This is a genomic window from Corallococcus exercitus (assembly GCF_003611585.1).
Classification (GTDB): Bacteria; Myxococcota; Myxococcia; order Myxococcales; family Myxococcaceae; genus Corallococcus; species Corallococcus exercitus.
In genome coordinates this window covers 1-7421 of sequence record NZ_RAVW01000454.1, presented here as the reverse complement: position 1 = coordinate 7421, position 7421 = coordinate 1, and the positions used below count along the sequence as shown (strand labels likewise).

The window sequence follows — 7421 nt, the reverse complement described above, 5'->3', positions numbered from 1 at the left end:
AGAGACAGCCCCCCGGACGCGGTGGCAAGCCCGGCGCGCGCCCGGAGAAGCACGGCCAGCGCCCCGAGAAGATGCGGCCGGACCGCACGTCGCCGGAGCTGGGCCCGGACGGCACGCCCCAGGTGATGCTCCTGCGCCGCGGCTCCGACCGCTGGCTCGCGGGCCCGCCGTGGATCTACCGCGCGGACCTCAACGGCGACCCCGGCCTCCAGGGCGGTGAAGTCGTGCGCGTGGTGGACGGCCGCGGCTGGTTCATGGGCAAGGCCTTCTATTCGAAGCAGTCCAAGATCTCCCTGCGCTGGCTCACCAACGACGACGTCGCGGTGGACGTGGACTTCTTCCGCCAGCGCCTCCAGTCCGCCGAGGCGCTGCGCAAGCTCGCGCTGCCCGGGGAGACGACGTACCGGCTGGTGCACGGCGAGGCGGACGGCCTGCCCGGGCTCGTGGTGGACCGCTACGGCGACTACCTCAGCGTGCAGTTCCTGGTCCCCGCCATGGAGCAGCGCAAGGCGCTCATCGCGGACCTGCTGGAGGAGCAGTTCCACCCCAAGGGCATCGTCAACCGCTCCGACGTGAGCGTGCGCCACCTGGAGGGCCTCCTCCCGGAGAAGGGCCTCCTGCGAGGCACCCTGCCGCCGGGCCCCGTGTCCTTCGACGAGGGGCTGGTGCGCATGCGCGCGGACCTGCTGGAAGGCCAGAAGACGGGCGCGTTCCTGGACCAGCGCGAGAACCACGTGATGGCGGCGCAGTACGCCTTCGGTGAGGCGCTGGACTGCTTCAGCTACGTGGGCGGGTTCGCGCTCCAGCTGGCCACGCGCGCGAAGCAGGTCACGGCGGTGGAGATTTCGGAGTCCGCCTCCGCGCAGCTGCGCGAGAACGCCCAGTCCAACAAGCTCACCAACCTGGAGGTGGTGACGGCCAACGCGTTCGACTTCCTGCGCGACGCGGTGGACGAGGGCAAGCGCTACGACACCATCGTGCTGGACCCGCCCTCCTTCGCGAAGAACAAAGACGCGATTCCGGCGGCGGTGCGCGGCTACAAGGAACTCAACCTGCGCGCCTTCCAGCTCCTGCGGCCCGGCGGCATCCTGGTGACGGCGAGCTGCACGTACCACGTGGACGAGCAGGCCTTCGAGGAGATGCTCGCCTCCGCGGCCTCGGACGCGAAGCGCCGGGTGCAGATCATCGAGCGCCGGGGCGCCGGCCGCGACCACCCCGTCCTCCTCAACCTGCGCGAAACCCGCTACCTGAAATGTTTCGTGCTGCGCATGCTGTGAGATAGGGTAGGACCCATCCATGGGGTCCATCCACTGGACCCCGACGTGCGGAAACGGTTCAGGGCATGGCACGCCGGGATTGGGACGACGCAGACGACGAAGGCCCCGTGTCGGGTACGCGGGCGTTGGAGCGCGCCATCCAGGAGACGCGCACCGTGTACCGCCAGGCGGACGCGGCGTATGCGCCGTACTCCTGTCCGGCGAGCGGTGAGTGCTGCCAGCTGTCAGTGACGAAGCGGCAGCCCTGGCTGTGGCTCCCGGAGTGGGAGCTGCTCAAGCGCAGCAAGCCCCTCCCTCCTGCTCGCGCGGACGGGGCGTGCCCCTACCTGGACGCGGCGGGCCTGCGCTGCACGGTGTACGCGGACCGGCCGTTCGGGTGCCGCACGTTCTTCTGCCAGCGCATCCAGGGCCCCGCGCGGCAGCCGTCCGAGGAAGTGGCCCGACTGCTCCTGCGGTTGGAGCGGATTTCACAGCGCGTGATGCCCTCGCTCCAGGGGCCACGCCCTCTCCTGGAATGGTATGCCGGGGTCAGTACCGCCCCGGCCCGGGAGGAACGATGAAGTCCCTGTTGCAGACGCGGTGGCGGCTCGCCCACCGGAGTGCCCCCGTGTCCGCGCGGTTCGAGCCCGTGGGTGTCCCAGCATGATCCGCCCGCGTTGGTTGCTGGCGCCCCAGGAGTTCAAGGGCACCTTGAGCGCGGCCGAGGCCGCGGACGCCATGGCGGAGGGGCTGCGGCAGGCCTCGCTCGACGTGGTGCTGGACGTGGCGCCGCTGGCGGACGGAGGTCCAGGCACGCTGGACGCGCTGCTCGTGGGCATGCCGCGGGGCGAGCGCCGCAGGCTTACGGTGCGGGGCCCCCTGGGCGCGCCGGTGGAGGCCTGCTGGGCGCGGCTGGACGACGGGCGCACGGCGGTGGTGGAGATGGCGCAGGCGTCGGGGCTCACGCTGGTGCCGCCGGAGCAGCGGGATGCGCGGGCCGCGTGCACGCACGGCACGGGGCAGCTGCTGCGCGAGGCGCTGGACGCGGGCTGCGAGCGGCTCATCGTCGGGCTGGGCGGCAGCGCCACCACGGACGGCGGCAAGGGCGCGCTGGAGGCGCTGGGCTTCCGCTTCCTCGACGCGGACGGGGCACCGCTTCCTCCCGGAGGCGCGAGCCTCGCGAGGCTGGCGCGCGTGGACGCGACCGGGAAGCACCCGCGCCTGGAGCAGGTGGAACTGCTCATCGCCACGGACGTGACGACACCGCTCCTGGGGAACGACGGTTCCGCGCGCCTCTTCGGTCCGCAGAAGGGCGCGGACGCGGCGGCGGTGGAGGAGCTGGAGACGGCGCTGGCCACGTTCTGCCGCATCGTGGACGAGGCCACGGCGAACCTGCCGGGCGCGGGCGCGGCGGGCGGACTGGGCTACGGCCTCGCGGCGCTCGCGGGCGGGAAGCTGACGTCCGGCTATGACCTGGTGGCGCGGGCGCTGGGGATGGAGCGGCGCGTGCTGCTCGCGGACCTGGTGCTCACGGGCGAGGGGCGCTTCGACCGGCAGACGTCCATGGGCAAGGGCCCCGTGGCGCTCGCGAGGCTGGCGCGCGCGCAGGGTACGCACGTGGTGCTCTTCGCGGGCATCGTGCAGCGAGACAACGGCCCCGAGCTGTCCCTCTTCCGCGAGGTGGTGGAGCTCAGCAGTCAGGCCCGCCCCGGCGCCAGCGCGCGGGAGACGCTGCGCGAAGCCACCGCGAAGTGGGCCCTCGCGCGCCTGGGCGGGTAGCGCCCCCACAACGCCACGGAGGCCGCGGAGAATCCGGCACCGCGAAGCCAGGCGGCGTCGCGGGCTTCATGCTCCGGTCGTCACGCGCAGCCCTTGCTACGGCTCCAGCGGATCCGTCGTCCGCACCACGCGCATCCCGGCGGCGCGGAAACCCTCCAGCGCCTCCTTCGCCACGCGCGGGAAGTCCAGGCCTGGGGGCAGCGGCTGCAGCGGGGGCGCGGGCACGGGGCTCATCGCGTCCTCCAGGATGTGGATGCGCTGGAGCTTCGACCTGTCCGTGCGCTCCAGGTACTGCTGCAGGTCGCGCAGCGTGGACAGCACGCAGTGCGAGCTGGCCTGCCCGAAGACGTACACGCGGTCGAACGACATGAGGTGCTCCATCAGCCGCGCGTTGAACTCACCCACGCGCTGGCCCTTCACCTCCGTCACCTCCGGCGCCATCACGGAGTAGTTCTCCGTCAGCGGGTGCTCGCCCTTCAGCTCGAAGTGCGTGGGCGTGTCCCGCACCAGCGCGTGGAAGAGGCTCGCCTCGTACATCGCCGGCACCAGCGCATGGCTCTGCCCGCCCAGCAGCGCGTGGTACGGCCAGATGGTCAGCACGTACCGGCCGCTCGCCTCCAGCCCCTCGCAGTACGCCAGGCTCTCCTCCGGATGGCGCGTCGCCCGCCAGCGGCCCTCCCGCACGTCCTTCGCGGTGATGACCGTCATGGGCGCGGGCGGACGCCCCTCCGCGTCCTTCCACCACGCCGGATGAAAGATCTGGAAGGCCCGGTGCGTGTCCAGCGAGAAGACCAGGCCCGTCAGCCGGTCCAGGTGCGTGTACAGCCAGCGCAGCGTGCGCTGCGTGTCCTCCACCGCGCCGGGGACGAAGAGGCTGGCGCCCGGAGTGCAGAAGGCCACCTGCGCGTCGATGCCGAACGCCGCGATGCGGACCGTGTCCTCGCGGGCCGGACGCACGCGGTGCTCGGCGGCGTAGCGGTGGGCCTCCTGGGAGACCTCCGCCACGCGCTCCAGGTAGAGCTGGCCGACGCGTGCGTCGTCGTGGAACCGGGGTGGGGGCAGCGGCATGACGTCCTCTCCAGGCCCGCCGGCCGCCGCGCCTGACGTCAGCGGCCCTGCGGGAAGTGGCGCCGGGTGATGGACTCCACCAGCGCCTGCGTGGTGGCAGTGTACCCGATGCGCTGCTCCTCCGGCGTCAGGCCTTCAGCGCCCACCAGCGACGGCGTCGACGCGGCCGACTCCATCAGCGGGAAGTAGCCCTGGGGCGTCGCCTCCCCCGCCTGCCCTACCAGCCCCAGCGGCCCGGAGCCCGTGCGGCGGCGGAACAGCACCGGCGTGCCCGGCACGCTCTGCTTGCCCTCCGCCAGCTCGTTGCCGAACTTCATCACCGGCGTCGCGCCCGAACACGACAGCTTGTAGATGGCCGCCACCCGGTCGCGCGTCAGCGCATGGGACATGGTGCGCGCCACGATGTGGCCGCCGTAGCCGTAGAACTGCGTCGTCGGCTCCCAGCCCACCTGCTTGCGCAGCTCCTCGAACTCGCGCGTCATCTGCGCGTCCAGGCCGTCCTCCAGGATGATGACCGGCTTGATGCCCAGGTCCCTCGCGCGCGTCACCGCGTACAGGTACTGGAGCTTCTTGTTCCCGGAGTCGAACCGGATGGAGTCCCCGCCCTGCGGCTCCTCGGAGATGAGCTTGAACGCCGCCGGGATGCCCGACGTCAGCGTGTCGAAGGTGTCCAGGAGGTAGCTGGAGCGCTGCGGCCGGCGCTCGTGCATCGCGCGGTAGGCCGCGTCGTCGGACCCGTAGCGCTGCACGTGCTCGTGGCCCATCGTGCCCACGGGGATCATGCCCAGCTGCCGCGCGCCCTCCACGTTGCTCGTGCGCTGCACGCCCGCCTCCTGGCACGCGCGCAGGGCCAGCATGTGCTGCTCCAGACAGGTCGCCGCGCGCAGGCCCACCTCGAAGATGCGCGAGGGGTCCTCCACGATGTCCACCAGCTCCTTCACCTGCGCCCGCACACGCTGCAGGTAGCCCTCCGAGTCCACGCGGATGGACACGGCCCGCACGCCCACCTGGTCCAGCGTCTCCAGGGCGATGCGCTTCTCCTCCTCGCACGACACCGTGGCCAGCGTGCGCGCCAGCGCCTCGCGGTCCTGCAGCGCCTGCGTAGCCACCTGGACGCGGTAGTTGAGCTGCAACAGCATCGGCTCCAGCCACGACACCAGCGCGGACGGGCCGGTGATGGTGAGGATGGGCTCGCGCGGCAGGAACAGCGCGCCCCGCGGAACGGCGCGCACGGACAGCCGCTCCTTGCGCAGGATGGCGGCCTTGAAGCCCACGCCCATCTCGTAGTCGTGCCGGGCGAGGAACGCGTAGTCCTCCGCCTGCGGCTCCGGCAGCAGCCCGCGGACCCAGGCCTCCAGGTCCAGTGGCATCACCTGCGGCCCACCCTTGCGGTGCGAGTAGTAGAACGTTTCCTTCCGCAGGGGCCAGCCGGCCTCCGCCATGCTGAACTTGTAGCCATCCGTGGCGAGCAGGGACTGGGGCATCGGGAAGCGACTCCTTATCGTTGACCCCGAGACTATGCGTGCCCCCCATCCGGCACCTAGGGCCAAGGGTTCCGACGGATGCGGGAAACCACGGGTGGCCTGTCACCCGCCTTTCCTCCTAGAACAGACACATTGGGGAATACGCCGGATGCGACAGGTCCGGTTAAGCTGTCACGACACACAACGAAGCAAGGTGCCCATGCCCGCAGAGAACGAGACGCAGAAGGTCGAAGCCGTACTGCGCGAACATGCGATGAGCTACCCCGGCGCCCACGAGGACTTTCCCTGGGGCCACCGCGCGATGAAGGTCAACGACAAGACCTTCCTCTTCATGACCGTCGACGGTGAGAAGTTCAACCTCTCCGCCAAGCTGCCCGAGTCCAAGGACGCCGCGCTCACGCTGCCCTTCACCGAGCCCACCGAGTACGGCCTGGGCAAGAGCGGCTGGGTGACCGCCCACTTCGACGAGGCCTCGCAGGTGCCGGTGCCCGTCATCAAGGCGTGGATCGACGAGAGCTACCGCGCCATCGCGCCGAAGAAGCTCGTGGATCAGCTCCCCGCCCGGGGCACCGCCGTCCCCGGCCCCGCCGCGAAGCCGTCCAAGCCCGCCGCGGGCAAGAAGCCCTCCGCGCGCCAGCCCGCGGCCCCGGTGAAGAAGGCCGCCAAGAAGGTCGTGTCGAAGATGAAGACCGTGGCCAAGAAGGCCGCCGCCCGCGTGAAGACCGTGGCCAAGAAGGCCGCCACGAAGGCCTCCAAGGTCGCCCCCGCCGCCAAGGCCAAGGTCGCTCGCAAGCCCGCCGCTCCGGCCCGTGGCAAGCGCCCCGCCGCCTCCGCGCCCAAGCGCGCCCGCCGCTCCTGAAAGCAGCGCGCGAAAAACAGAACGCGCGGAAAGGGGGGCCGCTGGCCGCTCCCTTCCCGCGCGTCAGGACTGCCAGAAGCGGCTACTTCCCGCCCCGGGCGCCCCGGCCCGATGACGCCTTGCCAGCCGGCGCCTTGGCCGCGGGGGCCTTGCGGCGGGCGGCCGGCGCGGCCTTCTTCGCGGGCTTCGACTCCGGCTCCACGAACAGCTTGTCGTAGTCGCGCATGCTGCGGCGGATGACCTCCATCGCCTCCTGCCGGTCGTAGACCTCCGCGATCTCCACGCTGCGCTTTCCCTCACCGGGAATCTGCTTGTAGGTGAGGAAGTAGTGCTTCAGCCGGTCCAGCAGCGGGCGCGGCAGCTGGGCGATGTACTGGAGCTCGCCGTAGACGAGGTCCGACTCCAGCACCGCGATGATCTTGTCGTCGGCCTCGTTGCCGTCGACCATCCGGAAGCCGCCCACCGGCACCGCGTGCACCAGCAGGTTGCCGTTGGAGACGACCTTCTCCGTCAGCACGCAGATGTCGATGGGGTCGCCGTCGCCGTGGATGTCCTTGTGGCCGGTGCGCTCCGCGCAGCGCTTCGCCACCTGCTCGCCGCAGTACGTGCGCGGGATGAAGCCGTAGAGCGTGGGGCACTGGCTGCTGAAGCGCTGGGGCCGGTCCAGCATGAGGATGCCGGACTCCTTGTCCATCTCGTACTTCACGGCGTCCGTGGGGACGATCTCGATGTACGCGGTGACGACTTCAGGAGCCTCCGGCCCGGGCGAGATGCCATGCCAGGGATGGGCCTGCGACGTGGTCTGGGTTGTCTTCTTCATGGAGTGTCTCCCGAGCGCTGGCGGGCCTCGGCGTACAGCCCGGCCACCGCTTCTTCCAGGCGGCGGGTGAGGGAATCCCGGTCCGCCAGCGTCAGCCCCTGCGTGGGCACGGGCTTGCCCACCACCAGGGCGACCCGCTGGCCCCACTGGATGGC

General features: G+C 71.2%; 7 protein-coding genes. 4 read left to right on the top strand and 3 right to left on the bottom strand.

Annotated elements, in window-relative coordinates; translation table 11 throughout:
- The first annotated feature begins 71 nt into the window (after window positions 1-71).
- The 3 genes from D7W79_RS35530 (at window position 72) to D7W79_RS35520 (ending at window position 3035) form a co-directional block, all read left to right on the top strand.
- Window positions 72-1277 (top strand): class I SAM-dependent rRNA methyltransferase, encoded by a 1206-nt coding sequence (locus D7W79_RS35530; protein ID WP_120529753.1) that lies wholly within the window; start codon window positions 72-74, stop codon window positions 1275-1277.
- A 65-nt stretch (window positions 1278-1342) separates the two neighbouring features.
- Window positions 1343-1837, top strand: coding sequence for a YkgJ family cysteine cluster protein (locus D7W79_RS35525; RefSeq protein WP_120529752.1), 495 nt, complete (start codon window positions 1343-1345; stop codon window positions 1835-1837).
- An 82-nt stretch (window positions 1838-1919) separates the two neighbouring features.
- Window positions 1920-3035 (top strand): glycerate kinase, encoded by a 1116-nt coding sequence (locus D7W79_RS35520; protein WP_120529751.1) that lies wholly within the window; start codon window positions 1920-1922, stop codon window positions 3033-3035.
- 96 nt (window positions 3036-3131) lie between these two features.
- Here D7W79_RS35520 and D7W79_RS35515 read toward each other — a convergent pair whose 3' ends face one another.
- On the bottom strand, window positions 3132-4103 hold the full coding sequence (locus tag D7W79_RS35515) for a nicotinamidase (RefSeq protein WP_120529750.1): 972 nt from the start codon (window positions 4101-4103) through the stop codon (window positions 3132-3134).
- A gap of 38 nt (window positions 4104-4141) precedes the next feature.
- Window positions 4142-5587 carry a nicotinate phosphoribosyltransferase gene (locus tag D7W79_RS35510; RefSeq protein ID WP_120529749.1) on the bottom strand — a complete coding sequence of 482 codons (1446 nt, stop codon included), beginning with the start codon at window positions 5585-5587 and terminating at the stop codon, window positions 4142-4144.
- Between the two features lie 199 nt (window positions 5588-5786).
- Between D7W79_RS35510 and D7W79_RS35505 the strand changes: the two genes are divergently transcribed.
- Window positions 5787-6446: an MmcQ/YjbR family DNA-binding protein gene (locus tag D7W79_RS35505; protein WP_120529748.1), complete on the top strand. Its 660-nt coding sequence runs from the start codon at window positions 5787-5789 to the stop codon at window positions 6444-6446.
- An 82-nt stretch (window positions 6447-6528) separates the two neighbouring features.
- Here the strand turns inward: D7W79_RS35505 and D7W79_RS35500 are convergent, their stop codons facing one another.
- Entirely contained in the window at window positions 6529-7266 is a 738-nt protein-coding gene (locus tag D7W79_RS35500) for an inorganic pyrophosphatase (protein ID WP_120529747.1), read from the bottom strand.
- Window positions 7267-7421: the final 155 nt, after the last annotated feature.

Bases quoted from the DNA above. Each gene is read 5' to 3' on its own strand.
- D7W79_RS35525 (WP_120529752.1), top strand. From the start codon at position 1,343: ATGGCACGCCGGGATTGGGACGACGCAGACGACGAAGGCCCCGTGTCG.
- D7W79_RS35520 (WP_120529751.1), top strand. From the start codon at position 1,920: ATGATCCGCCCGCGTTGGTTGCTGGCGCCCCAGGAGTTCAAGGGCACC.
- D7W79_RS35510 (WP_120529749.1), bottom strand. From the start codon at position 5,587: ATGCCCCAGTCCCTGCTCGCCACGGATGGCTACAAGTTCAGCATGGCG.
- D7W79_RS35515 (WP_120529750.1), bottom strand. From the start codon at position 4,103: ATGCCGCTGCCCCCACCCCGGTTCCACGACGACGCACGCGTCGGCCAG.
- D7W79_RS35505 (WP_120529748.1), top strand. From the start codon at position 5,787: ATGCCCGCAGAGAACGAGACGCAGAAGGTCGAAGCCGTACTGCGCGAA.
- D7W79_RS35500 (WP_120529747.1), bottom strand. From the start codon at position 7,266: ATGAAGAAGACAACCCAGACCACGTCGCAGGCCCATCCCTGGCATGGC.
- D7W79_RS35530 (WP_120529753.1), top strand. From the start codon at position 72: ATGCGGCCGGACCGCACGTCGCCGGAGCTGGGCCCGGACGGCACGCCC.